Source organism: Duganella sp. OV510, from assembly GCF_900100205.1.
In the GTDB taxonomy this organism is placed as follows: domain Bacteria; phylum Pseudomonadota; class Gammaproteobacteria; order Burkholderiales; family Burkholderiaceae_D; genus Rugamonas.
Map to the genome: position 1 here is coordinate 686,854 of NZ_FNEQ01000001.1, position 22,190 is coordinate 709,043.

Here is a 22,190-nt window from a genome sequence, read left to right on the forward strand (position 1 = left end):
CACCTTCTGGAAACCTTCCGGGTGTCTAAGTCATTGATTCTCAAGGGCAGGAATGAAGCACAAGAGTTTTCGTTTTGGCGAGTGGCGGGTCGATCCGGCCACCAATACGCTCAGTTGCGGTGTGTTAAACCGACAGCTGGAGCCGCGCGCCATGGACGTTTTGTTGTACCTGTGCAGCCATCCCCATGTAGTGATTTCCGCCGAAACCCTGCTCGACGCCTGCTGGGGCGATGTCTCGCCAAGCGACAACGCCATCCACAAAATCATCACCCAGCTGCGCCGCGCGCTGGACGATTCGGCCACTGAACCGCGCTACATCGAAACCATCCGCAAGCGCGGCTACCGCCTGCTTGCCGAGCTTAGCTATGACGACGAAGTCAGCCAGGGCAGCTGGCTGCACGCGTCGCCGTTCCGCGGACTGGAAGCATTTGAAGAAAAACACGCCGCCATCTTCTTCGGCCGCAAGCTGAGTGTCGACCAACTGGTGCAAGTGGTGGTGGCGCAAGCCCAGGCCGCCTGCGCGATGGTGCTGGTGCTGGGTCCGTCGGGCGCCGGCAAGACCTCGCTGGTACAGGCCGGCCTGATTCCCGCCCTGAAAGCGGGCGCCGCGCCGGCAGATTCTGGCATCGCCATCAGCGCCCACGTCCAGCTTGACTGCGCCGACATGGGCCAGTCCGGGCTGCTGGAAACGCTGGCCAGCGTGCTGCTGGACGCCGAAATCAACGACCGGCTGCTGTTTGAAAACACCAGCGCCGCCGCCCTGGCGCAGCGCCTGGCGCACGACCTGCCCGTGCTGATCGAGCACATGCAGCAGCGTTTGCCGAGCATCCAGCTGCTGCTGTTCATCGACCGTTTTGAAGCCGTGTTCCGCCTGCCGCACATCACCGATGTCGAGCGCGCCGTCTTCATCAACGTGCTGGACCAGTTGGCGCGCTCAGGCAGCATGCAACTGGTGCTGGGTTGCCGCAATGACTTCTACCCGCACCTGGCGTCCTATCCGGCGCTGATGAACCTGAAGCTGAGCGGCGGCCACTTCGACCTGACGCCACCCGGCAGCGCCGACATCGCCCAGATCGTCCGTCACCCGGCACAGGTGGCGCAACTGCGCTACACCGTCGACGACAAGGGCGAAGGCCTGGACGACGTGCTATGCCACGCCGCCCGCTCCGGCCCGGACAGCCTGCCGCTGCTGCAATACTGCCTGCAAGAGCTGTACCGTCAGCGCACGCCTGACGGTGAACTGACTCATGCTGCCTTTCACGCCATGGGCGGCCTGGAAGGCGCAATCGGCGCCCGCGCCGAGCAGGTGATATCCGCCCTGGGCGCGCAGCAGATCGCCGCCCTGCCCCATGTGCTGTCGCAGCTGGTGCTGGTGGCGGAAGACGAATCCATCGTCAGCTCGCGCCGCGTGCCGTGGTCCGCGCTGCGCAACGACGCCGAAAACAAGCTGGTGCAAGCGCTGGTGGATGCCCACCTGTTCGTCAGCGACCTGCAAGGCGGCGCACCAACCTTCGGCATCGCCCACGAAGCGCTGCTGCGCCGCTGGCCGCGCGTGGTCGAATGGATAGAAGAACACCGCCAGGCCCTGCAAATCCGCAGCCGCATCAGCGCCCAGGCCAACCGCTGGCAAGAAAGCGGCCGCAAGCGCGACATGCTGCTGCCGTCCGGCACCCAGACCAACCAGGCGCGCGAGATTCAGCAGCACGGCGGCCTTAGTTTCTCGTCACAAGAACAAGACTTCATCCAGACATCCCTCCAAAGCGAACGCCGCAGTGAGCGCATGAGGATGATGGTATTGATCGTTGTTACTTGCCTAGCCGTACTCGCAGGTGGTCTGGGAATCACCGCGCGTTCCGCACAAACCCAAGCCGAGGCCCATAGAAACGAAGCGGAAGGTCTGATGGCATTCATGCTGGGTGAATTTGCTGAAAAATTGCGTCCCCTCGGCAAGCTTGATCTGCTTGATAGCGTAAGCAATCGGGCTCTGAAATATTTGTCCGATCCATCAATTGGAAACGCCAGCGATACAGCGCTTGCCCAACGCGCGAAGTCATTGCAGTTGATCTCTGAGGTACGTATTTCCCGTGGCGATGCCATAGGTGCAAACACAGCTCTATTAGCTGCGCGAGCGATCTTGCAAAAGAAGTTAGAAACGGCCCCTTCTGACTTAGAACTTTTAAAAAGCGCTGGGGAAAACGCATTTTGGCTAGGACAAATACACCTTGATAAGCGGGAATTAGGTGAAGCACGAAAATATTTTGAGGAATACCTTCATTTTGCAGATCGTCAAGCCGCTGCCATACCCTCATCTATAGACAGCTGGATTGAACAATCCTACGCACACAGCAATCTCGGAACTGTTGCATTACGCGGCGGCGATGCAACAAAAGCTGCAAGCGAATTCGCTTTATCTGTCAGTCTCAAGCAGCGTGCATACGATAAAGATCCAAAAAACAAGCGCATGGCGGCGGACCTGGCAAACAGCATATCATGGCAAGCAACGGCCCAAATGCAATTAGGTAATTTAGAACAGGCGGAAATCTTGGGACAGCGTGAGCTGGAATTATTCCAGTCGCTGCATGACAACTATCCCACCGAAACACTTTGGGTTAATGGCTTGGCATCCGCATGGTCTCACCGTTCAGAAATAAAACAGGCACGCGGTGATAGCCAAGGAAGTCTTCAGGCTGTGATGCAAGCACATCGTTTACTCCAGACCATGGTTGCAAAGGACTCCAGCAACCGCAACTGGCAGCGCAGTCTCTATATTTCAGAATTGCGTATTATTGAGAATGAAAGCAAACTGCAAAGCCCTGAACAGGTGCTTACACGACTAGATAAACTGCAACAGAATCTTACCGAACTAATATTGCTGGAACCAAAAAAAATCGCCCTTCAAATTATGCTCGCAAACACACAGCGATTTAAAGCTGCCATTTTTTTGAGCCAACAGAAGGTCGAAAAGGCAAGCGCGAGCCTTGATCCAGGCATCGAAAAATTAAAAAATTTAAACGAAAAATCTCCAACTGATCTATTGATACGCAACAGCATGGTTGAGGCATTAATACTCAATGCGGAATTACACGAGCAAAAAAAATCTGATGCTGGAAGACTTTATTGTGAAAATGCACTGGACATACTACGTCCATATCTCAACAACAGCTCCGACTTTAATGTGCTGGCGCCATGGGTCAAAGCCCATGCCTGCCTTGGACAACATGAAGAATCTTTGCAACAACGTAAGCGTCTCGAAATGATGGATTATCGTGACCCTGCTTACTTGCATTATCTTTCCACCCACCGAAGAAAGTAGACTTATGAGTAATCTTGTTCCGAGCACCCAATTTATCAATGTTCTCGTTAAAGTCCGCCCTGGCAAAACCAAAGACGATTTCAAGGTAGAAACCTTCCCGGCCGTTCCGTGGATCACAGCCAAAGATACCATCATTAACTATCAGATATTCGATAGTGGAGACCAAGATATCATCTTTACTGGCATGACCGTGGTTCCGGAACACAACGATCAGCTGAGCGAGGAAAGTGTTAGTATTAGCGGAAAACAACTGACTTTTATCGATGCTAACACATCCAAAATTACGCTCAACATCACGCTTCATTTTAAAGATGAAAATGGCGTAGAGTTCGCCCACGACCCAGAAGTCCAGAACTCTCCCGAACTTTAATTCATCAAGATGGTAATCAGCGCCAGCGCATTGCAATTCAAATCCATCCACTATTGTGGGCAACAAGCTGGGACACAGTTGATCATTACTGGAGCTGTACACGGCAATGAGACTTGTGGTACCAAGGCGATGGCTCAAGTGTTTGAAAATCTAGACCGTGGTGTGCTGGCGATAATAAAAGGTGGCGTAACGTTCGTACCGGTCGTAAATCCCCTCGCTTATGTGAAAGGCGAGCGCGCTGGCGATCGTAATCTCAATCGTAATCTTTTCCCGAATCCAAACCCGCAGAATTTTGAGGATCGTGTAGCGAACTGGCTATGTCCTCTGCTGGCGCAGCATGATGTGCTGCTGGACTTGCATTCGTTCAGCGGAACCGGCGAGCCTTTCGTCATGGTCGGGCCGCGCAATAACGATGGGCCACTGGAGCCTTTCAAGCATGAGGCGCAGGAACGCGCCTGGGCGCGGCGGCTGGGCGTGCGGCGGTTTGTCGATGGCTGGCTGCGCACCTATGGCGCCGGCGTGCAGCGGCGCTTGAGCGGCAGCAGCGCGTTGCAGACAGTGCTGCGCTACGGCATGGGCACTACCGAATACATGCGCTCGGTCGGCGGCTATGCGCTGACGCTGGAATGTGGCCAGCACAATGATCCGCAAGCGCCCGAAGTGGCATATCGCGCCATCCTGAATACGCTGGCCTTCCTCGGCATGATTGATGCGCCCGAGCCGGAGCAGGTCCAGCCCGAGCAGATGGAGGCACTAAGCATGGTGTCGGTCTACGACAAACAGCACGCGGACGACAAGTTCAGTCGCGCCTGGGCCAGCTTCGATCCGGTCCGGCAAGGCGAGGAAATCGGCCGCCGCGTGGATGGCACGCCGGTGCTGGCCGAGTTCGACGGCCGCATCCTGTTTCCGGACGCAGCAGCCGAAGCCAACAGCGAGTGGTACTACCTCACCCGCCCCAATCCAGCGTTTTAAGCCGTCGATACCTTCAGGCCGATAATGCCGCCGACAATCATGGCGATACAGGTCAACCGCACGATGCTGGCCGGCTCATGCAGCACTACAATGCCGTACACCACCGTCCCCACCGTGCCGATGCCAGTCCAGATCGCATAAGCTGTCCCCAGCGGCAGCGTGCGCAGCGCCAGGCCCAGCATGCCGACGCTGCCGGCCATCGCGGTCAGGGTCAGGACCGACGGCACCAGCTTGCTGAAGCCTTCGGTATATTTCAGGCCTACCGCCCACACTACTTCCAGCAATCCGGCCAAGATCAGAATTATCCATGTCATGACGACACTATAGCATTCGGGCAAAATTTGGTGCAGGGCCTCTAGCCGCAAGCGCCTCAGCCGGGTGATAATGTTCCACCAACATAACAATAAGGAGCACTCATGCACTTAGCAGCCCAGATCGTCACCGCGCTGGTGGCGCTGATCCACGTCTACATCGTGTTGCTGGAAACCGTGCTGTTCAATTCACGCGGACGCCGCGTCTTTGGCCTGAGCAAGGAGAAGGCGGAAATTGTCCAGCCGGCGATGTCGAACCAAGGCTGCTACAACGGCTTCCTGGTCGCCGCGTTGGTGGTTGGTTACGTGCATCCAGACGCTGCCATTGCGTCGGCCTTTACCGTGTTCGGCCTGGCCTGCGTGGCGGTGGCTGGCATCTGGGGCGGTATCACCGTCAAGCGTTCGATCCTGCTGATTCAAACCCTGCCGGCAATCATCGGCCTGGCCCTGCACTTCGCGGCGTGACGATGCAGTCCAAGGTCAACTGGGTACTGATGGGTTGCGCGGCCGCCGCGCTGGTGTTCACCGGCTACAAGGAGATCAGCAGAAAGCCGCAGCCGCATGTGGTCGACGACGCCGGCTGCACGCAGGACGCGATCAAGGGTATCGACAACATCACCGAGCGCGCGATCCAATCATCGAAGTGCGCACAGCGCGGCAAGTAGCTCTACTTGCGCAAGGTCGGCAGCGAGATTGTGACGGTCGGTGCTGCCGTGGTTTCGGCTGGTGGCTTGGCGCCGGTGCCGCGCAGCGCCAGCAGCCAGCCGACGCCGTCGAACCAGAACGGCGATCCTAGCGAGGCGGCAAAGGCAGTTGCCGTCCAGCCGATCAGCGCAAACACCAGCGCGGCGATGAATGGCCACACGCCGACCACACCATCAAAGCGCGCAGACGGCCAGCCGATCGGCAGCTTTTGCAGTTCCTGCGCCTGTGCCTTGGCCGCCTTGGTTTGCGCCAGCGCGGTCGCAGCGCCATCCGCAGATGCTGTCGACGCCGGCAAGCCTGCCGCGTGCACCAGCTGCGCTTTGGCTACCGTGCCATCGCGCAGCTCAGCATCGTTCCACAGCCGCGTGGACAGCTGCAATGCGTCGATATTCATCACCGCCGCATAAAACAGGCCGACCAGGAATAGCACGAACTGTGAACGCCGCTTATACCAGCCGCTGATGCGCTCCATCACCGTGTCGTACCAGATGCGCACGGCATTCTCCAGCGCCGCCACATCATCCGGCCCCTCGCCCATGATGGCCAGCAGCGTGCGCGTCAATCCTTCATTGCCGACCTTATTCAACAGCATGGCCGCTGTCTGGCCTTTGCCGTAGCGGGTGGTCAGCGTCGACACGAAAGCACGCGCAAAAATCGCCGAGGGAATATACGAAGGCATGCGACCTCGCTGCGCCATGCCGCTGATCAGCGGATGCCGCATCACCTCGGCCGCCAGCGACTGCGCATCCAGCTTGTCGAGCCGGAAGCCGCCATCCAGCCGTAACAGCCGCTGCAACGACGGCAGGATGCCGCGCAGACGCGACTTGCCGGCCGGCTCGTGCAGCAGTGTGAGCACGCCGTCCAGCAGCACCTTGGCGCGCGTCTGGAACAGCGAGGCGATCGCTTCGCGCGTGGCGCTGCACAGCAGGCTCACCGCCAGAAAGGTGTACGACAGGCCGATAAACACATCCAGGTAGGAACTCGACATAAGCGGAGCGATAAATTTTCAACAATGTTCTAATAACATAAAGGATTTTCGAGCCGCCAGCACGCTTTTTATTTATATCGTAGAATTCCGATATTGAAATCGGAAAAACACGATACATATAGCCATCATGGACATAGACGCGATCCACAAAGCCCTTGCCAACCCGATGCGGCGCCAGATCCTGGCGTGGCTGAAGGAGCCGGACGTATATTTTTCGGAACAGCAGCATCCGCTGAGCCTGGGAGTATGCGCGGGCATGATCGACCGCCGCGCCGGCCTGTCGCAATCGACGATGTCCGCCCACCTGGCCGTGCTGGTCAAGGCCGGGCTGGTCAAGTCGGAGCGGGTCGGCCAGTGGAATTATTTCAAACGAGATGAAGCAGTCATCCAGGCCTTCATCGACCAAATGCAACTATAGGGAACCTCATCATGCCTACTCTGTTCGATCCGATCACTATCGGCGATATCACCCTGAAAAACCGCGTCGTCATGGCGCCGCTGACCCGCGCCCGCGCCACTGGCGGCGGCCGCGTGCCGAACGCGCTGATGGCCAAGTATTATGAACAACGCGCCACCGCCGGCCTGATCCTCAGCGAAGCTACTGCCGTCACGCCGCAAGGCGTCGGCTATGCCGATACGCCGGGCCTGTGGTCGGACGAGCAGGTGGAAGGCTGGAAGCAAGTCACCGCCGCCGTGCATGCCAAGGGCGGCGTGATCTTCGCGCAGCTGTGGCACGTTGGCCGCATCTCGGACCCGAGTTTCCTGAACGGCGATGCGCCGGTGTCGTCCAGCGCGATTGCGGCCGAGGGCCATGTCAGCCTGCTGCGTCCGCAGCGTCCATATCCGGTGCCGCGTGCGCTGGATACGACGGAGCTGGCTGGTGTGGTGGCCGCTTACAAGAAGGCTGCTGAAAACGCCAAGCAAGCCGGCTTTGACGGCGTGCAGATTCATGGCGCCAACGGCTATCTGCTGGATCAGTTCCTGCAAAGTAAAACCAACCAGCGTACCGACCAGTATGGCGGCCCGGTCGAGAACCGTGCGCGCCTGATGCTGCAAGTGACGGATGCGGTGATTGAAGTGTGGGGCGCGGACCGCGTTGGCATGCACCTGGCACCACGTCGCGATTCGCACGATATGGGCGATGCCAACCCGGCCGAGACCTTCGGCTATGTGGCGCGCGAGCTGGGCAAGCGCAAGATCGCCTTCATCGCTGCGCGCGAGGCGGTGGGTGAGGACAGCCTGGCGCCGCTGATCAAGAAAGAGTTCGGCGGTGTGTTTATCGCCAATGAAAAGCTGGACAAGGTGGTGGCGCAGGGCCTGCTGGATAGCGGCAAGGCGGATGCGGTTGCGTTTGGCAAGGACTATATCTCCAATCCGGATCTGGTGGAGCGTCTGCAAGCCGATGCGCCGCTGAATCCATGGAAAGCGGAAACCTTCTACGGTCCTGGCGAAGAAGGTTATACCGACTACCCTGCCCTGGCGTAAGCAGTACCCCGCAGCCCGATAGGCTGCGGGATTTAGCGTGGCTGGGTGTAGCTTACGGGGACGAACAGATAACCGCCCTTGCCATTGCTGCGCACATGCCCCAGCGCAGGGAACGACAGGTGTGGCGCGCCAATCAGATACCCTTCCTTGGCCGCCGCAGCAAACGCTTCCTTGCGCTCAGTAATCGCGATCTTGCTGTCGGTATCGAACGAGATGCCAACACCAGGATCATCAAACTGCACCGCCTGCACGTGCAGCAAATCTCCCAGCAATACCAGCTTCTGCCCCTTGCTCTCCACCACATAGGTGATATGGCCCGGCGTATGGCCGCCGTTAAAATACGACTTAATACCAGGCACCAGCTCGGTATTCGCCACAATCGCCTGGAACTTGCCCGCCTTCACATACGGATTGATCGACACCATCGGCCCCTGGAAATTATCCTTGGCCTCGGGCGATGCCTTGTCCAGATTAGTCTGGCTCAAGTAGTAATCCGCATCCAGCTTGCCGGCGCGCACAATCGCATTCGGAAACACGCGCTGTTCATTCAACGCCAGCCCGCCCACGTGGTCGCCATGCATATGGCTGATATAGATCTCATCGACCTGCTCCGGCTTGTACCCGGACGCCTTCAGGTTGCCGACCAGTTGCCCCAGCGTCGGCCCGAACAGGCTGGCGGCGCCGGTATCGATCAGCACCAGCTTGCTGCCCGTATTAATCAGGAAGCCGTTCACCGAGGTTTGCAGCGGGCTTTTCTGGAACGACCGGGCCAGTGCCGCATTGGTCTTGGCCAGCGGCTGCTTGAGCAGCTTGTCGACCGGCAGATCCAGCGTGCCGTCGTTGAGCACGGTGACTTCAAAATCACCCAGCGTGGTGCGATAAAAGCCGGGCGCCTGGTAACGCGCCATCGGCGCCCCCGCCTGCGCGGCAGCGGTCACCAGCAAGGTTGCAGCAATCGCCAAGGGCTTCAAAATACTTGTGGACATGACTCCCCTTTATTTTTTGATCAGTGTGAGGATCACACAATACCTGAAATGTATTCTTTACACATTTTAGTATCGACAAAGGTTGTCAGTTCGCTTAATATGAATAGTAACAATTCTCATTCCCATTCTACCAGTTTCCTTGAACCAGCCTTCCACCAGTACCGTCGAGACGCTGTATCTTGACCACCATGCGTGGCTAAGAGGATGGCTACAGCGCCGCCTGGACAACAGCAGCGACGCATCCGACCTGGCGCAGGACACTTTCGTCAGCGTCATCTCCACCGGCAATGCGAGCGACATCCGCGAGCCGCGCCCCTTCCTGGCCACCATCGCGCGCCGCCTGCTGGCGCATCGGCACCGTCGCCACCTGCTGGAAACAGCCTACCTTGAGGCCCTGGCCGCCCTGCCCGAGGCATCGATGCCTTCGCCGGAAACGCGCCTGATCGTCATCCAGGTGCTACAGGAAATCGACCAGGCGCTGGATGGCCTGCCGCCACCCGTGCGCCAAGCCTTCCTGCTGGCGCAACTGGAAGGCCTGACCTACGAACAGATCGCCACGCTGCTGCATATTTCCACCAGCTCGGTGAAGCAATACCTGACGCGCGCCAACCGCCAATGCCTGTTCGCCCTCACGCCATGAAGCGCAACTTCAGCGACACAGCCGCCGACCAGGCGGCCGAATGGCTGACAGCGCTGATGGCCAGCGATTTCAGTGCAGCCGACCAGGAGCGCTGGCAGCAATGGCGCGCCGCCGATCCCGATCATGCGCGCGCATGGCAGCACATCGAGGCTGTCTGCGCCCGCTTGCACGGTTTACGCGGCGGCGCTGCCTACACGGCGCTATCGACACCGCCGACCAGCCGGCGCAACAGCATCGCGGTGCTGCTCGGCCTGGGCGTCGCCGGTGCTGCTGGTGCGCTGGGTACGCGCACGCATCAATGGCAGGAACTCACCGCCGACCTGCGCACCTCGGTCGGCGAGCGCCGCCAGTGGACGCTGGACGACGGCACGCGCGTGCTGCTTAACACCGCCAGCGCCGTCAACCTGCGTTTCGATGCGCATCAGCGCCGGCTGGAACTGGTGACCGGCGAAATCCGCATTGAAACCGGCCATGCGACAACTGTAGCCGCAGCCGCAGCCGGCCGCCCGTTCATCGTGCAGACCGCGCAAGGCAGCGTGCGCGCGCTGGGCACCGCCTTCACCGTGCGCCAGATGGTGGGCCGCACACAGGTCGATGTGCAGCGCAGCGCAGTCGAGATCACGCCAGCAGGCGCGGCACCACGGCGCCTGGATGCCGGCCAGCGCACCGCCTTCTCGGCCACGGCCATCGATGCGCCAACGCCATCCTCCAGCGACAACGTGGCGTGGACGCTGGGCGCCATCGTCGCCGACGAGATGCGCCTGGCCGACTTTCTGGCCGAACTGGGGCGCTACCGGCGCGGCGTGCTGCGCTGCGATCCAGCCGCCGCCGAGCTGCGCTTCTCCGGCGTCTTCCCGTTGAAAGACACGGACGCCATCCTGGCCATGCTGCCCAAGTCGCTGCCGGTGCGCATCCGCACATTTAGCGCATATTGGGTCCATGTCGAAAAAAGATAAAAAAATCCTGCCCGATTTTCAAACTTGCGGCACCTATCAAGTAAGCACTCCACTTTTACTTACTTGAGGAACCGTCATGCAACACAACTTCCAGCGCCGGCCGATCGCCTGCGCCATCTCCCTGATGCTATGCCTCGGCGCCCTGCCGCCGGCGCACGCGCAGACTGCGCCGGCCAGCAAGGCGCAAGGCCAGGAATTCAATATCGCCGCCGGTCCGCTCGGCCCCGCGCTGCGCAGCTTCGCCATGACGACCGGGATCTCGATCATCTTCACCGCCGACCAGACCGACCGCAAGTCCACCGCCGGTCTGCGCGGCGCGTACTCGGTGCAGGATGGCTTCACCGCGCTGCTGAACGGCACCGGCATGGAAGCCGCCCGCGTGGAAACCGGCGGCTATGTGCTGCGCGCCCAGCGCGTGGTGCCGCCACAGGCGGTGCAGCCAGCGCCAGCACCGGCGCCACGCCCGCAACCGGCGGCGGAAGCCGCGCTGCCGGCCATCACCATCAACGGTGCGCGCCAGAACGCTACCGAAGGCACCGGCTCGTACACCGCCCGCGCCACCAACACCGCCACCCGCATGGACCTGTCACTGCGCGAAACGCCGCAATCGGTCAGCGTACTGACACGCCAGCAGATCGAAGATCAGGGCCTGGTCACGCTGGACGACGCCGTTAAAAGCATCACCGGCCTGGTGATGCAGAAGGGTTACTTCGTCGGTAACTCGGGCAGCTTCAGCGCGCGCGGTTTTGAAGTCACCAACATGCTGCTGGATGGCCTGCCCACCACCATGGGCGCCAACGGCACTTTCAACGCCGACAATGCGGACCTGGTAGTCTACGACCGTATTGAAGTGGTACGCGGCGCCAACGGCCTGACCAGCGGCAGCGGCAATCCATCCGCCGCCATCAACCTGGTGCGCAAGCGTCCGACCGCCGAGCAGCAAGTGTCACTGACCGCCAGCGCCGGCAGCTGGAACGACTACCAGCTGCAACTGGACGCATCGAACGCGCTGAATGAAGCAAAGACCCTGCGCGGCCGCGTGGTGATTGCCGCGCAGGACAAGGATTTCTTTTACGACGTCTCGCATGAGCGCACGCAGCAAGCCTATGGCATCCTGGAAGCTGATCTCGCACGCGGCACCACGCTGACTGTCGGCGCCCACTACCGCGACATGAAAAACACCGGCGGCTACCAGGGCTTCCCTACCCACGACGACGGTTCGCAGTTGGACCTGCCACGTTCGTCAACGCTGAACAATGCCTACGACTTCTGGAACCAGACCGACAAGACCGTGTTCGCCGAACTCGATCAGCGCTTGGGCGGCGGCTGGAAAGCCAAGCTGTCGGCGATCAAGAAATGGCAGTATGTCGACATGATGTTCACCTCGATACGCGGCGACGACGCGGGCTTCAGCAACAACTCGCAAGCCTATCGCCTGGACAATGAGCAGAACAGCTTCGACGCCACCATCGGCGGCCCGTTCGCGCTGCTGGGGCGCAAGCACGAGGTATCGCTGGGCCTAAGCCACCGCAAAGCCGTCAACGACAACTACGGCGACTGGGGCATCCGCACCACGGCGATTCCATTCGACCCGTTCCATTTCGATCCTTACGCCGCCAGCCGCCCGGCGGCCAACTACCAGCGCTGGGGCATCGGCAGCACGCTGAAGGAAAGCGGCGTGTATGGTTCGGCGCGTTTCAGCATCACCGATCCGCTGTCGCTGATCGTCGGCGCGCGCAGCAGCTGGTATGACTACAACAATGACCGCAGCGACGCCGGCTACAAGGTCACGCGCGAGATCACACCATACGCCGGCGCCGTCTGCGACCTGGACGCCAACCATTCGCTGTACGCCAGCTGGACCGAAATCTTCCAGCCACAAAGCACAGTGGACGCCAGCGGCAACCTGCTCAAGCCAGTCACCGGCACCAACTACGAGGCGGGCGTCAAGGGCGAATACTTCGGCGGCGCGCTGAACGCCAGCCTGGCCGTTTTCCAGGTCAGCCAGGAAAACCGCGCCATGAGCGACCGCGATGGTCCATCGCCATGCCCGAGCACCGGCTCCACCTTCTGCTCGCGCGCAGCAGGCAAGGTCGAAAGCAAGGGCGTGGAAATGGAAGTCAGCGGCGAGCTGACGCCGGGCTGGCAGATGACCGCCGGCTATACCTATGTGTCAGCCAAGTTTGTGACCGACTCAAACGCCGCCAACATCGGCAAGCTGTTCGACCCGGACCTGCCACGCCACCAGTTCAAGCTGAGCACCAGTTACCGCCTGCCGGGCGAGCTGCAACGCTGGCGCGTTGGCGGCTCGGTCAATACACAGAACGCCATTTACTCATCGGATGATGACCGCATCACGCATGGCGGCTACAGCGTGGTTGGCCTGCACGCGGCCTATCAGTTCAACGAGAAGCTCGGCCTGCGCCTGAATGTCAACAACCTGTTCGACAAGGTGTACTACCAGGGCATAGGCTGGACCACCGGCGGCAATACCTACGGCACGCCGCGCAACGCCACGCTGACACTGAACTACAAGCTCTGATACGGAACGGGTGGGCTTGCTCCCCCGTCGACGCCAATATAGAATGCGCGCTACTTTTAAAGCAGGCGAATATAAGCCTGTCAATAGTGACAATAATCTAAAAAAAACGACGACGGGGTATAGTGAGATGTCTGATTTTGACTTGAAGCCGGAAGCGCTGCCGACATGGCGCCGCCGCCTGGCGCTACGGGTGCTGAACCTGTTCGGCTGGCGCTTTCTGTACCGCCCCCTGCCCGGCCCGCGTGGCATCCTGGTGGTGTATCCGCACACATCGAACTGGGATTTCTTTATCGGCCTGCTGTGCAAATGGGCGCTGAATCTGCCATTCCGCTGGCTGGCCAAGGATTCGCTGTTCAAATCGCCGCTGGGCGGCTGGTTCCGCGCTTTGGGCGGCGAGCCGGTTGACCGCAGCGCGCCACAAGGCATGATCCGCTCCCAGGCCGAACGCATGAACGCCGCCGACTGGTACTGGCTGGCCATCACGCCGGAAGCCTCGCGTAGCTATCGCCCCAACTGGAAGAGTGGCTTCTATCACCTGGCGATTGAAGCCAAGGTGCCATTAACCCTGGTCTATATCGACTATCCGAACAAAACCCTGGGCATGGTTGACCACATCTACCTGAGCGGCGACCAGGAAACCGACCTGGCCGCCATCCGTGCGGTTTACGAAGGCCACCACGGCCTGTATCCACAAAACGAAGCGCCCATCGTGCTACAGGAACGCCGCACCGAAGAGCGCAAGTAAGTCTTAGGCCGTCGCCGTCAGCATCACGCCGGTGGCGGCAATCGCCGCACCCGAGGCCTTCACCGCCAACGCCGGGCTGACGCGACCCAACATATTCCCGCCATACACCAGCAACAGGCTGGCGGCCAGCAAGCCGCCAGCGCTGATTGCCTGCGGCAGTTCGTGACCGTGCGCGTTACCGTGCAGGATGGCAAATACGCTAACCATCGCCGTACCGGCAGCCGCCGGCAAGCGCGTGGCCGCCACCAGCAACACGCCCATCAGCGCCACCGTCAAGGCGATGCCAGTTTCCAGGCCGGGAATGCTCAGGCCCAGCGCGCCGCTTGCCATGCCGATCAACAGCATGCCAATGAAGGTGGCCGGCAGCCATTTGGCGTTCGGCTGGCGCACGCTCCAGGCGCCCACCGCCAGCATCGCCAGCAGGTGATCGAGGCCGGTGAACGGGTGCGTGAAGCCGGCCAGGAAGCCGTGCGCGTGCGCGCCTTCGCCGGTGTGCGCGCAGGCGGCGCTGCTGGCTGCCGCCAGGGCCAATGCGGTGATGGTCTTTTTCATGTGCTCTCCTTTGTTTGGTCCAGCAAGCCTTGTTGGCGGATGTAGTCGATGACGGCGGCGACGCCTTCGCCGCTGCGCAGATTGGTGAAGATGAAGGGACGGCTGCCGCGCTGCTGTTTGGCGTCGCGCGCCATGACGTCCAGGTCCGCGCCCACGTGCGGCGCCAGGTCGGTCTTGTTGATGATCAGCAGATCCGAGCGCGTGATGCCAGGACCACCCTTGCGCGGAATCTTTTCGCCGCCGGCGACATCGATCACGTAAATGGTCAAGTCGGACAGCTCGGGGCTGAAGGTGGCGGCCAGGTTGTCGCCGCCGGACTCCACCAGGATCAGGTCCAGGTTGGGAAAATCAGCCTGCATGCGGGCGATGGCTTCCAGGTTAATCGAAGCGTCTTCGCGGATCGCCGTGTGCGGGCAGCCTCCGGTTTCCACACCCATCAGGCGTTCGGCCGGCAGCGCGTCTGCACGCAGCAGGATCTCCATGTCTTCCTTGGTGTAGATGTCGTTGGTGATGACTGCCATGTCGTAATGGTCGCGCATGCCCTTGCACAGCATTTCGCACAGCGCGGTCTTGCCGGAACCTACCGGGCCGCCGATGCCTACGCGGAGTGGATTGGATGGTGTCATGGTGCTCTTTCAGGATCTGTATAAACGGCTGTATTGAACTTCGTGCTGCATCGACAGCAGCGACAGGCCAGGCGCCCAGTTGCTCATATCGTCATCGCTGACGGTTTGCGCGTAGCGGGCGGCGGCTTCGATTTCTTCTCGCAGCGACAGCAGCATGCGCTGGCCGGCCACCTGCCCCAGCGGCACCGACTTGACGCATACCAGCACCTGGTTTTCGGCCCAGGCGAACAACATGGCCAGCAGTGCTTCCGCGTGCGGGATGCCAAGCGCGGCGACGGCACAGCTGAAGGCGGTCGGCAGAGCGACTTCGGCTTCGCCTTGCAGATGGGCCAGCGTGTCGGCATCGGTAATGCCGAGTTCCGCGATCAGCTTGGTGAGCGAGTAGCCCATCTGGATGGTCTCGGCGCGGAATTCGCTGCTGTCGCGCGAGGCGATGAATTTTTCGCTCCAGTCGCTGACAGCGCGCCAGTCGCGGCGCGACCAGGCTTGCATCAGGCGCCATGTGACCGGTGCTTCCCATTGCGCCACCACTTCGTGCAGGTGGCGGATGATCCACGTGCGCGCGGTGTCGGCGTTGCGGACGTCACCGCGCTCCAGCGCCGCCTCCAATCCTTGCGAATAGCTGTACGCGCCTATCGGCAGGGCCGGACTGGCGAATTGCAGCAAATGAAGCAGCGCGGCGGCCTGCATTTATTTCGGATCGCCCGGACGGTGGATCTTCTGGCGCAGCGGGATGGGCGCCAGCGGACCATGGTCGTGATGATGCCCGTGGCCGCCACCGTAGGCGCCGGACTCCGGCTCGAAGGCGGACATCTCTTCGACCACTGTCGCGCCCAGGCCGGCCAGCATCTCCTTCAGCACCGCATCCGCACGGATGCGCAGGAAGCCGTCGCCCACCTGCGCCTGCGTGTGGCGGTTCCCGAGGTGGAAAGCGCAGCGCAGCAGCGTGTGCGCATCGGCACACGTCACCTTGTAGGTCGGCTCCGGCGCCGCCACCACGCGGATCACGCGCTGGTCTTCGCCGGTCAGCAGATCGCCATCGCGCAGCACGGTCCCGCGCACGGTGAAGACGGCGACTTCCTCGCCGGTATCCAGCGCCGCGCGCAGGCGACACTTCTCGCGCAGTTCATATGGCAGCACCAATTGCGCGGCAACCACGTCGGCTTGCGCCACTTTAGTATGGAGAGTCAGCATCATCAGAACAGGAAATAGCGCTGCGCCATCGGCAGCTTGACTGCGGCTTCGCAGACCAGCAACTCGCCGTCGGCGCGCACTTCATAGGTTTCAGGATTGACGTCCATCTTCGGCGCCAGGCCGTTATGGATCATGTCCGACTTGCGCAGCGCGCGCATGCCCTTGGCCACAATCAGCGTCTTGTTCAATTTTAGTTCCTCACCAATGCCGGCGTCATACGCCGCCTGCGAGACGAAGGTGAACGACTTCTTCAAGCCGCCGCCAAAGGAACCGAACATCGGCCGGTAATGCACCGGTTGCGGCGTCGGGATCGACGCATTCGGATCGCCCATCAGCGCCGCCGCGATCATGCCGCCCTTGAGTATCATCTGCGGCTTGACGCCGAAGAAAGCCGGCTTCCACAGCACCAGGTCAGCGATCTTGCCCACCTCCACCGAGCCCACCGCATGCGCAATGCCGTGCGTGATGGCCGGATTGATGGTGTACTTGGCGACATAGCGCTTGACGCGGAAATTATCGTTGCGCGACGAATCCGGCGCCAGCGGCCCGCGCTGCTCCTTCATCTTGTGCGCCGTCTGCCAGGTGCGCATGATGACCTCACCGACGCGGCCCATGGCCTGCGAATCGGATGACATCATCGAAATCGCGCCGATATCGTGCAGGATATCCTCGGCCGCAATCGTCTCGCGGCGGATGCGCGATTCGGCAAACGCCACGTCCTCGGCGATGGCAGCATCAAGGTGATGGCAGACCATCAGCATATCCAGGTGTTCATCCAGCGTATTCACCGTGAACGGCCGTGTCGGATTGGTCGACGACGGCAGCACATTGCCCTCGCCCACCGCAGCGATGATGTCCGGCGCATGGCCGCCGCCCGCGCCCTCGGTGTGGAAGGTATGGATGGTGCGGTCCTTGAACGCCGCCAGCGTGTCGGCCAGGTAGCCGCCCTCGTTCAGCGTATCGCTATGGATGGCAACCTGGATATCCATCTTGTCGGCCACCGTCAGGCAGTTGTCGATCGCGGCCGGCGTGCTGCCCCAGTCCTCGTGCAGCTTCAGGCCGATGGCGCCGGCGCGCACCTGCTCTTCCAGCGGCGCCGGCAGGCTGACATTGCCCTTGCCGAGAAAGCCCAGATTCATCGGAAACGCATCGGCCGCCTGCAACATCGCGTGCAGATGCCACGGCCCCGGCGTGCAGGTGGTGGCCGAGGTGCCGGCCGACGGCCCGGTGCCGCCGCCGATCATGGTGGTCACGCCGCTCATCAGCGCTTCCTCGATCTGCTGCGGGCAGATGAAGTGGATATGCGTGTCGACGCCGCCGGCGGTGATGATCATACCCTCGCCCGCAATGATCTCGGTCGCGCCGCCGATCGCCATCGTCACATTCGGCTGGATGTCCGGGTTGCCGGCCTTGCCGATGCCGGCGATGACACCATTCTTCAAGCCGATATCCGCCTTGACGATGCCCCAGTGGTCGATGATCACCACATTCGTAATCACCGTATCCATCACCTCCGCCGCCACGCGCTGCGACTGGCCCATGCCGTCGCGGATCACCTTGCCGCCGCCGAATTTCACTTCTTCGCCGTAGGTTGCGTAGTCTTTTTCGATTTCGATAAACAGTTCAGTGTCGGCCAGGCGGATGCGGTCGCCCGTGGTCGGGCCGAACATCTCCGCGTAGGCGCGGCGCGAGATTGTTACCATATCAGCTCAGCTTTCCCATGACCTTGCCATTGAAGCCATATACTTCCTGGTCGCCGTCCAGCTTCACCAGTTCCACGGTGCGCTGCTGGCCCGGCTCGAAACGCACGGCGGTGCCGGCGGCGATATTCAGGCGCATGCCGTAAGCCTTCCAGCGTTCCAGCTTGAGCACCGAGTTGACTTCAAAAAAATGAAAATGCGAGCCTACCTGCACCGGCCGGTCGCCCTGGTTGACGACCACTGCGGTGACAGTTTCACGGCCCTCGTTCAGAGGGATCTCGCCCTCTTCAAGCTTGTATTCACCTGGAATCATGATGAACTCCTTTATGGGATGGGGTTGTGGACAGTCACAAGCTTGCTCCCATCTGGGAACGTCGCTTCGACCTGGATGTCAGGGATCATTTCAGGGATACCCTCCATGACGTCGGCACGCGTGAGTATGCGCGTGCCGTCGGACATCAGTTCTGCGACAGTTTTGCCGTCGCGGGCGCCTTCCATGATGGCGCAGGTAATCAGCGCCACCGCTTCCGGGTAGTTCAACTTCAGGCCGCGTGCCTTCCGGCGTTCCGCCACCAGGCCTGCGGTAAAAATCAACAGCTTATCTTTTTCGCGTGGCGTCAAGTCCATGTCGTGTTTGCTCTTTCAGGTTTGCCAGATGCGCGGCGTCACCGCCTCGCGCTGCAACAGGTAGGGGCGCAGGCGGCGCCAAACGGCCAGCATCAGGTGGCGCGCGGTTTCGCTGTCGTCGCCCAGGTGGCGTGCCACCAGCACGCCCTTGGTCTGTGTGACGCCGAAGATATGTTCGCCATCGGCGGCGATGTCGGCGCGGATCTCGTTCAGCACCGACGCAGGCAAGGGTTTGCCGGCCGCGATCAGCGTCGCGCAGACGGTGTGTCCCTTCAGCGCCAGCGGACTATCGAGGCGGCCGCCGATCATGTCACCCTGCTCCCACCAGATCAGCCGTCCCTCGCGGCGGATGCTGCTGCGCTGGCGGATGCGGCCGGTGTTGAATATCTCGCCCGAGCCGCGCCGGCCCATGCACAGGATCTCGCAGCCGAGGAAGGTGGCGCCCTCTGCCAGCTCCACGTCCTGCTCCAGCAGCACGTCTGCCGTATCGAAGAAGATTGTTTCCTGCGGCAGCCATTCAAGCGCCGCGTCCTGGTTGACATGCAGGTGCACCGACTGCCGCGATACCTTGCCATTCGCCTTGTACCACTTGGCCGCGCCGGGCGTGGTGATGAAGGCATGTGCGCGGTTGCCGACGCCGATATCGATTTCCAGCTGGTCGCCACCGACCACGCCGCCCGGTGGGTGGACGATGATGGCCTGGCAGACCTTGCGGTCTTCCGGGTACAGCGCCTTCTGCACGCGCAGCGGGCCATAGTGGAGCTTGTCCAGCAGCCGCGTGGTGCCGCCATCGTCGGCAAAACCCAGCGTGAGGCTGGCCTGCCAGGCACTCTGGCTGGCGGCTAGGTCACGCGATATCGTGCAGTCGGGCATGGCAGCAAGGACGTTTAAATAATGTTCTGTCGTATGCAATCACCATGCCAGCGTAAAGCCTTGTCGCCCTCTATAACACGCACCACAAGCTTGCACAACGCACCGCGATGGTGCAAATAGGCTCTCGCACTCGCCGCAAAAAGCTTTTTCTCGTGCAACAAAATTCGCCTGTTGTAAAAAAGTGCCGAGCAGCAAATAATTTTTGCGTTTTCTACGCTGCCAAAAGTATTGCCGCCTTTTGCAAAAGCACGATTTAAACAGTTGAGGAATAATTTGCTTCATTGAAGCGCGGAAATAAAAGTTGTTAAAGACGCGTAACCAACTACCTCAACAGGAGATCATCATGAAGCGCACAATCGTCACCCGCGTTGCACTTGCAGCCGCGTTGGGCGCAGCAATGCTGCCAATGCTGAGCGGTGCCGCCAGCAAAACCCAGACCTTCGACGTCACGCTGAAGATCATCGCCGACTGCGTCATCGCCACCAACCCACTGGACTTCGGCCAGTCGCAAGGTGTGCTGGCTACCGCCGTCAGCGTCAACACCACGCTGAACATCACTTGCACCAACACCACGCCTTACAACATCGGCCTGAACGCCGGCACCGGCACCGGCTCCAGCACGAGCGCACGCGTGATGAGTGGCACCGGCGGCAATACCAGCACCGTCGCCTTCAATCTGTATCAGGCCTCAGGCACGACCAACTGGGGCAACATCCAGGGCACCGATACCAAATCCAGCACCGGCACCGGCGCTTCGCAAATCCACACTGTTTATGGCGTCGTGCCAGTACAGACCACGCCGCAGCCAGATACGTATAAATCGACGATCACCGCCACGGTGTCGTTCTAAGCCTCACACTCCCCTCCGCCGCCAGCCCCGCACCAGCTGACGACGCGACAAGCAGTCTTCTCCAGCGCCCAAGCCCGCGCTAAAGCTTCCCTTAGTCTCGAAAAGTACCGCCCCAACGTAGCGGCCAGTTCATATCGTTTTGCGCCACCACATTGGAGAACACCATGGAACGTACCGTATTCGCCCGCATCGCCGCCGCAGCCACCATCCTTGCCATGCTTGCCCCGCAAATCGGCGGCGCAGCCGTCTACAGCAGCGCCAAGACCAACAACTTCGACGTCACGCTAAAAATTGTGGCCGACTGCACCATCGCCGCCAATCCGCTGGACTTCGGCCAGTCGCAAGGCGTACTGAATACTGCGGTCAACGTCAATACCACGTTGCAGGTCACCTGCACCAACACCACGCCATACAACGTTGGCCTGAATGCCGGCACCGGCTCGGGCTCCACCGTCGCCGCGCGCCTGATGAGTGGCACCGGCGGCAACACCAGCACCGTGGCCTTCAACCTGAGCACCACCGCCGGCGGCAGCACCTGGGGCAACACCCAGGGCACGGACACCTTGTCCGGCACCGGCACCGGCAGCGTGCAAAACCTGACCGTCTACGGCGCCGTGCCAGCGCAGACCACGCCGCAGCCGGACGTCTACAAATCCACCATTACCGCCACCGTCTACTTCTGATTATTGAAACCGGCGCAAGGGAGCTTTGATCCGGGTGCTATTGGTGCGCGCGTCGCGCGTCCCCATACTGTCTGCTTCTGGAATGAAAACCACAGGAGCAGGACATGAAAGTATTCGTCACCGGCGCGGCCGGGTTTATCGGCAGCGCGATTGCGGCAGGCCTGGTCAAGGCTGGCCATGAGGTCGTGGGTCTGGTGCGCAAGCCAGAGCAGCTGGAAGAAGTAAAGAAAATCGGCGTCACCGGCGTACTCGGTGCGCTGGACAACCGCGAACTGCTGATCGCGCAGGCGCGCGCGGCGGACGCCGTCATCAACGCCGCTAGCAGCGACAATCGCGTCGCGGTTGAAGCATTTGTCGAAGCTCTCGCTGGCTCAGGCAAGGTATTCCTGCACACCAGCGGATCGAGCATCGTCGGCGATGCCTCGGGCGGTGAAGGCACCGAGCAAATTTACTACGAAGACCAGTTGCCCGCACCGACCGCCGACAAGGCGGCGCGCGTCGCCATCGACAATCTGGTGCTGGATGCGGCCAATCAGGGCGTGCGCTCGGCGGTGCTGTGCAATACGCTGATCTACGGCCACGGCGCGCTGCCGCGCGATTCGGTGCAGCTGCCGCGCCTGTTGAAGCAGGCACGCAAGAGCGGCATCGTGCGCCACGTCGGCCCGGGCCGCAATATCTGGTCCAACGTGCACATCGACGACGTGGTCGACCTGTACCTGCTGGCGCTGGACAAGACCGAAGCCGGCACCTTCTACTTCGTCGAAAGTGGCGAAGCCTCGTTCCGCGACATGAGCAGCGCGATTGCCAAGGCGCTCGGCCTCGGCGAACCACAGGACTGGCCGCTGGAACAGGCCAAGGAAGAATGGGGCTACGAAATGGCCTCGTACGGCCTGGGCTCGAACAGCCGCGTGCGCGGCGCTCGCGCACGCAAGCTGGGCTGGCGACCACACCGCCCACCGGTGCTGGACTGGATCGCCAACGACATGCTACGCGCCTAAACCATCGGGGTCAGTGCCGACATTCGGACATTTCGCTCGCGAAATGTCCGAATGTCGGCACTGACCCCGGTGAA

General features: G+C 61.0%; 25 protein-coding genes. 14 read left to right on the forward strand and 11 right to left on the reverse strand.

Going from position 1 to position 22,190, the window contains the following annotated elements:
• Window positions 1-52: 52 nt before the first annotated feature.
• From BLS51_RS03160 to BLS51_RS03170, 3 genes are read left to right on the forward strand one after another with little or no spacing between them, the layout of a single operon-like run.
• Window positions 53-3,313: an nSTAND1 domain-containing NTPase gene (locus BLS51_RS03160; protein WP_090178404.1), complete on the forward strand. Its 3,261-nt coding sequence runs from the start codon at window positions 53-55 to the stop codon at window positions 3,311-3,313.
• 4 nt (window positions 3,314-3,317) lie between these two features.
• On the forward strand, window positions 3,318-3,683 hold the full coding sequence (locus BLS51_RS03165; RefSeq protein WP_090178400.1) for a hypothetical protein: 366 nt from the start codon (window positions 3,318-3,320) through the stop codon (window positions 3,681-3,683).
• A 9-nt stretch (window positions 3,684-3,692) separates the two neighbouring features.
• A complete protein-coding gene (locus BLS51_RS03170; protein WP_090178397.1) occupies window positions 3,693-4,655 on the forward strand; it encodes a M14 family metallopeptidase in 963 nt (320 codons plus the stop codon).
• On the opposite strand, the gene sugE is transcribed toward BLS51_RS03170, so the two are convergent.
• A complete protein-coding gene (sugE, locus tag BLS51_RS03175; RefSeq protein WP_090178393.1) occupies window positions 4,652-4,969 on the reverse strand; it encodes a quaternary ammonium compound efflux SMR transporter SugE in 318 nt (105 codons plus the stop codon). The two genes, BLS51_RS03170 and sugE, sit on opposite strands and share 4 nt — an antisense overlap.
• Window positions 4,970-5,071: 102 nt before the next feature.
• On the opposite strand from sugE, the gene BLS51_RS03180 reads away from it, so the two are divergent.
• The gene (locus BLS51_RS03180; RefSeq protein ID WP_090178390.1) at window positions 5,072-5,431 is read left to right on the forward strand and encodes a DUF1304 domain-containing protein; all 360 of its coding nucleotides are present in this window, start codon (window positions 5,072-5,074) and stop codon (window positions 5,429-5,431) included.
• A gap of 2 nt (window positions 5,432-5,433) precedes the next feature.
• Window positions 5,434-5,631, forward strand: a complete 198-nt coding sequence (locus tag BLS51_RS03185) for a hypothetical protein (RefSeq protein ID WP_090178388.1) — start codon at window positions 5,434-5,436, stop codon at window positions 5,629-5,631.
• Between the two features lie 2 nt (window positions 5,632-5,633).
• On the opposite strand, the gene BLS51_RS03190 is transcribed toward BLS51_RS03185, so the two are convergent.
• On the reverse strand, window positions 5,634-6,659 hold the full coding sequence (locus BLS51_RS03190; RefSeq protein ID WP_090178385.1) for a hypothetical protein: 1,026 nt from the start codon (window positions 6,657-6,659) through the stop codon (window positions 5,634-5,636).
• Window positions 6,660-6,786: 127 nt separating this feature from the next.
• On the opposite strand from BLS51_RS03190, the gene BLS51_RS03195 reads away from it, so the two are divergent.
• Together BLS51_RS03195 and BLS51_RS03200 are read left to right on the forward strand one after the other, a co-directional pair.
• Window positions 6,787-7,077 (forward strand): ArsR/SmtB family transcription factor, encoded by a 291-nt coding sequence (locus tag BLS51_RS03195; protein ID WP_090178382.1) that lies wholly within the window; start codon window positions 6,787-6,789, stop codon window positions 7,075-7,077.
• Between the two features lie 11 nt (window positions 7,078-7,088).
• Entirely contained in the window at window positions 7,089-8,144 is a 1,056-nt protein-coding gene (locus BLS51_RS03200) for an alkene reductase (RefSeq protein WP_090178379.1), read from the forward strand.
• 32 nt (window positions 8,145-8,176) lie between these two features.
• Here the strand turns inward: BLS51_RS03200 and BLS51_RS03205 are convergent, their stop codons facing one another.
• Window positions 8,177-9,130 carry an MBL fold metallo-hydrolase gene (locus BLS51_RS03205; protein ID WP_090178376.1) on the reverse strand — a complete coding sequence of 318 codons (954 nt, stop codon included), beginning with the start codon at window positions 9,128-9,130 and terminating at the stop codon, window positions 8,177-8,179.
• Window positions 9,131-9,269: 139 nt separating this feature from the next.
• Between BLS51_RS03205 and BLS51_RS03210 the strand changes: the two genes are divergently transcribed.
• From BLS51_RS03210 to BLS51_RS03225, 4 genes are all read left to right on the forward strand, one after another.
• Window positions 9,270-9,770: a sigma-70 family RNA polymerase sigma factor gene (locus BLS51_RS03210; protein WP_090178373.1), complete on the forward strand. Its 501-nt coding sequence runs from the start codon at window positions 9,270-9,272 to the stop codon at window positions 9,768-9,770.
• The gene (locus BLS51_RS03215) at window positions 9,746-10,726 is read left to right on the forward strand and encodes a FecR domain-containing protein (RefSeq protein WP_229207400.1); all 981 of its coding nucleotides are present in this window, start codon (window positions 9,746-9,748) and stop codon (window positions 10,724-10,726) included. Before BLS51_RS03210 ends, BLS51_RS03215 begins: the two co-directional genes overlap by 25 nt.
• Before the next feature lie 76 nt (window positions 10,727-10,802).
• Window positions 10,803-13,268: a TonB-dependent siderophore receptor gene (locus BLS51_RS03220; RefSeq protein ID WP_090178368.1), complete on the forward strand. Its 2,466-nt coding sequence runs from the start codon at window positions 10,803-10,805 to the stop codon at window positions 13,266-13,268.
• 127 nt (window positions 13,269-13,395) lie between these two features.
• The gene (locus BLS51_RS03225; RefSeq protein WP_090178365.1) at window positions 13,396-14,013 is read left to right on the forward strand and encodes a 1-acyl-sn-glycerol-3-phosphate acyltransferase; all 618 of its coding nucleotides are present in this window, start codon (window positions 13,396-13,398) and stop codon (window positions 14,011-14,013) included.
• Between the two features lie 3 nt (window positions 14,014-14,016).
• On the opposite strand, the gene BLS51_RS03230 is transcribed toward BLS51_RS03225, so the two are convergent.
• The 8 genes from BLS51_RS03230 to BLS51_RS03265 are packed head-to-tail and all read right to left on the reverse strand — an operon-like array spanning window position 14,017 to window position 19,585.
• Window positions 14,017-14,565, reverse strand: coding sequence for a HupE/UreJ family protein (locus BLS51_RS03230; RefSeq protein ID WP_090178362.1), 549 nt, complete (start codon window positions 14,563-14,565; stop codon window positions 14,017-14,019).
• Window positions 14,562-15,191 (reverse strand): urease accessory protein UreG, encoded by a 630-nt coding sequence (ureG, locus tag BLS51_RS03235; protein WP_090178359.1) that lies wholly within the window; start codon window positions 15,189-15,191, stop codon window positions 14,562-14,564. Before ureG ends, BLS51_RS03230 begins: the two co-directional genes overlap by 4 nt.
• A 9-nt stretch (window positions 15,192-15,200) precedes the next feature.
• Window positions 15,201-15,881 carry an urease accessory protein UreF gene (locus tag BLS51_RS03240; protein ID WP_090178357.1) on the reverse strand — a complete coding sequence of 227 codons (681 nt, stop codon included), beginning with the start codon at window positions 15,879-15,881 and terminating at the stop codon, window positions 15,201-15,203.
• Complete coding sequence (gene ureE / locus BLS51_RS03245) at window positions 15,882-16,385, reverse strand: urease accessory protein UreE (protein WP_090180682.1); 504 nt, start codon at window positions 16,383-16,385, stop codon at window positions 15,882-15,884.
• 2 nt (window positions 16,386-16,387) lie between these two features.
• A complete protein-coding gene (gene ureC / locus BLS51_RS03250) occupies window positions 16,388-18,088 on the reverse strand; it encodes an urease subunit alpha (protein WP_090178354.1) in 1,701 nt (566 codons plus the stop codon).
• Between the two features lies 1 nt (window position 18,089).
• Window positions 18,090-18,398, reverse strand: coding sequence for an urease subunit beta (locus BLS51_RS03255; protein WP_090178352.1), 309 nt, complete (start codon window positions 18,396-18,398; stop codon window positions 18,090-18,092).
• Window positions 18,399-18,409: 11 nt separating this feature from the next.
• Window positions 18,410-18,712, reverse strand: a complete 303-nt coding sequence (gene ureA, locus BLS51_RS03260; protein ID WP_090178349.1) for an urease subunit gamma — start codon at window positions 18,710-18,712, stop codon at window positions 18,410-18,412.
• Window positions 18,713-18,727: 15 nt separating this feature from the next.
• Complete coding sequence (locus BLS51_RS03265) at window positions 18,728-19,585, reverse strand: urease accessory protein UreD (RefSeq protein WP_090178346.1); 858 nt, start codon at window positions 19,583-19,585, stop codon at window positions 18,728-18,730.
• A gap of 343 nt (window positions 19,586-19,928) precedes the next feature.
• Here BLS51_RS03265 and BLS51_RS03270 point away from each other — a divergent pair, with 343 nt between their 5' ends.
• The 3 genes from BLS51_RS03270 to BLS51_RS03280 all read left to right on the forward strand — a co-directional run bounded on the left by BLS51_RS03270 (window position 19,929) and on the right by BLS51_RS03280 (window position 22,116).
• Window positions 19,929-20,435 (forward strand): Csu type fimbrial protein, encoded by a 507-nt coding sequence (locus tag BLS51_RS03270; protein WP_090178344.1) that lies wholly within the window; start codon window positions 19,929-19,931, stop codon window positions 20,433-20,435.
• Between the two features lie 164 nt (window positions 20,436-20,599).
• Complete coding sequence (locus BLS51_RS03275; protein ID WP_090178342.1) at window positions 20,600-21,118, forward strand: Csu type fimbrial protein; 519 nt, start codon at window positions 20,600-20,602, stop codon at window positions 21,116-21,118.
• Between the two features lie 104 nt (window positions 21,119-21,222).
• Window positions 21,223-22,116: an NAD-dependent epimerase/dehydratase family protein gene (locus BLS51_RS03280; RefSeq protein WP_090178340.1), complete on the forward strand. Its 894-nt coding sequence runs from the start codon at window positions 21,223-21,225 to the stop codon at window positions 22,114-22,116.
• Window positions 22,117-22,190: the final 74 nt, after the last annotated feature.

What these genes read in the sequence shown, in the direction of transcription:
- BLS51_RS03215 (WP_229207400.1), top strand. Translation starts at nt 9,746, where the DNA reads ATGCCTGTTCGCCCTCACGCCATGAAGCGCAACTTCAGCGACACAGCC.
- sugE (WP_090178393.1), bottom strand. Translation starts at nt 4,969, where the DNA reads ATGACATGGATAATTCTGATCTTGGCCGGATTGCTGGAAGTAGTGTGG.
- BLS51_RS03255 (WP_090178352.1), bottom strand. Translation starts at nt 18,398, where the DNA reads ATGATTCCAGGTGAATACAAGCTTGAAGAGGGCGAGATCCCTCTGAAC.
- ureA (WP_090178349.1), bottom strand. Translation starts at nt 18,712, where the DNA reads ATGGACTTGACGCCACGCGAAAAAGATAAGCTGTTGATTTTTACCGCA.
- BLS51_RS03195 (WP_090178382.1), top strand. Translation starts at nt 6,787, where the DNA reads ATGGACATAGACGCGATCCACAAAGCCCTTGCCAACCCGATGCGGCGC.
- BLS51_RS03280 (WP_090178340.1), top strand. Translation starts at nt 21,223, where the DNA reads ATGAAAGTATTCGTCACCGGCGCGGCCGGGTTTATCGGCAGCGCGATT.
- BLS51_RS03205 (WP_090178376.1), bottom strand. Translation starts at nt 9,130, where the DNA reads ATGTCCACAAGTATTTTGAAGCCCTTGGCGATTGCTGCAACCTTGCTG.
- ureC (WP_090178354.1), bottom strand. Translation starts at nt 18,088, where the DNA reads ATGGTAACAATCTCGCGCCGCGCCTACGCGGAGATGTTCGGCCCGACC.
- BLS51_RS03180 (WP_090178390.1), top strand. Translation starts at nt 5,072, where the DNA reads ATGCACTTAGCAGCCCAGATCGTCACCGCGCTGGTGGCGCTGATCCAC.
- BLS51_RS03165 (WP_090178400.1), top strand. Translation starts at nt 3,318, where the DNA reads ATGAGTAATCTTGTTCCGAGCACCCAATTTATCAATGTTCTCGTTAAA.
- ureE (WP_090180682.1), bottom strand. Translation starts at nt 16,385, where the DNA reads ATGCTGACTCTCCATACTAAAGTGGCGCAAGCCGACGTGGTTGCCGCG.
- BLS51_RS03265 (WP_090178346.1), bottom strand. Translation starts at nt 19,585, where the DNA reads ATGCCCGACTGCACGATATCGCGTGACCTAGCCGCCAGCCAGAGTGCC.
- BLS51_RS03185 (WP_090178388.1), top strand. Translation starts at nt 5,434, where the DNA reads ATGCAGTCCAAGGTCAACTGGGTACTGATGGGTTGCGCGGCCGCCGCG.
- ureG (WP_090178359.1), bottom strand. Translation starts at nt 15,191, where the DNA reads ATGACACCATCCAATCCACTCCGCGTAGGCATCGGCGGCCCGGTAGGT.
- BLS51_RS03230 (WP_090178362.1), bottom strand. Translation starts at nt 14,565, where the DNA reads ATGAAAAAGACCATCACCGCATTGGCCCTGGCGGCAGCCAGCAGCGCC.
- BLS51_RS03275 (WP_090178342.1), top strand. Translation starts at nt 20,600, where the DNA reads ATGGAACGTACCGTATTCGCCCGCATCGCCGCCGCAGCCACCATCCTT.
- BLS51_RS03240 (WP_090178357.1), bottom strand. Translation starts at nt 15,881, where the DNA reads ATGCAGGCCGCCGCGCTGCTTCATTTGCTGCAATTCGCCAGTCCGGCC.
- BLS51_RS03200 (WP_090178379.1), top strand. Translation starts at nt 7,089, where the DNA reads ATGCCTACTCTGTTCGATCCGATCACTATCGGCGATATCACCCTGAAA.
- BLS51_RS03225 (WP_090178365.1), top strand. Translation starts at nt 13,396, where the DNA reads ATGTCTGATTTTGACTTGAAGCCGGAAGCGCTGCCGACATGGCGCCGC.
- BLS51_RS03170 (WP_090178397.1), top strand. Translation starts at nt 3,693, where the DNA reads ATGGTAATCAGCGCCAGCGCATTGCAATTCAAATCCATCCACTATTGT.
- BLS51_RS03190 (WP_090178385.1), bottom strand. Translation starts at nt 6,659, where the DNA reads ATGTCGAGTTCCTACCTGGATGTGTTTATCGGCCTGTCGTACACCTTT.
- BLS51_RS03270 (WP_090178344.1), top strand. Translation starts at nt 19,929, where the DNA reads ATGAAGCGCACAATCGTCACCCGCGTTGCACTTGCAGCCGCGTTGGGC.
- BLS51_RS03160 (WP_090178404.1), top strand. Translation starts at nt 53, where the DNA reads ATGAAGCACAAGAGTTTTCGTTTTGGCGAGTGGCGGGTCGATCCGGCC.
- BLS51_RS03220 (WP_090178368.1), top strand. Translation starts at nt 10,803, where the DNA reads ATGCAACACAACTTCCAGCGCCGGCCGATCGCCTGCGCCATCTCCCTG.